The sequence below is a fragment of the Oleiphilus sp. HI0128 genome (genome assembly GCF_001635365.1).
Genome location: NZ_LWGG01001539.1, coordinates 1 through 903 on the forward strand (window position 1 = coordinate 1; position 903 = coordinate 903).

General features: G+C 48.0%; 1 protein-coding gene. It reads left to right on the forward strand.

What is annotated here, in order from left to right:
• Window positions 1–903 (forward strand): cysteine--tRNA ligase (cysS, locus tag A3763_RS25360; protein ID WP_068760711.1); only part of this gene is annotated, 903 nt, incomplete at both ends.

The following is a 903-nucleotide window of genomic DNA, read 5'->3' on the forward strand; positions in this document are numbered from 1 at the left end:
CTGCAGAGAAAGAAGTATTTAAGCCGCTTGAAGAAAACAAAGTCAAAATGTATGTCTGTGGGATGACGGTGTATGACTATTGCCATATCGGTCATGCTCGCGTGCTGGTCAGCTTTGACGTGATTACGCGTTACTTGCGCCACTCTGGCTACGACGTTACGTATATCCGAAATATCACCGATGTAGATGACAAGATCTTCGCCCGAGCGGCGGAGAATGGAGAGGCCTACGATGCTTTAACGCAGCGCTTTATCGATGCGATGCATGAGGATGAAGCGGCGTTGTCGGTGAAGTCTCCAGACCAGGAGCCGAGAGCGACGGCGCATATCCAGGAAATTATCGATATGATTCAACGTCTGATCGACAACGAGCATGCTTATGCTGCCGACAATGGCGATGTCTATTATGCGATCGATAAGTTTGAAACCTACGGTAAGCTAAGCAAGCGTAATACCGAAGAGCTGTTGGCGGGTGCGCGTATCGATGTTGAAAAGCATAAGCGTAATCCACTGGATTTTGTTTTGTGGAAAGCGGCAAAAGAAGGCGAGGCTAGCTGGGAATCCCCGTGGGGGAATGGTCGCCCTGGCTGGCATATTGAATGCTCAGCCATGTCGACTTGCTGTTTGGGTGATACCTTTGATATTCATGGGGGCGGGCCAGACTTAAAATTCCCACATCATGAAAATGAAATTGCCCAGTCTGAAGGTGCAACCGGTCAGAAGTATGTGAACTACTGGATGCATGCAGGCGCTGTTCGTGTAAACAAAGAAAAGATGTCTAAATCTTTGGGTAACTTCTTCACCATTCGCGAAGTCTTGGAAAAGTATCCGGCTGAAGTGATTCGTTACTTCCTAGTGTCTAGCCACTATCGTAGTCAGGTTGATTATTCCGAAGATAACCTGG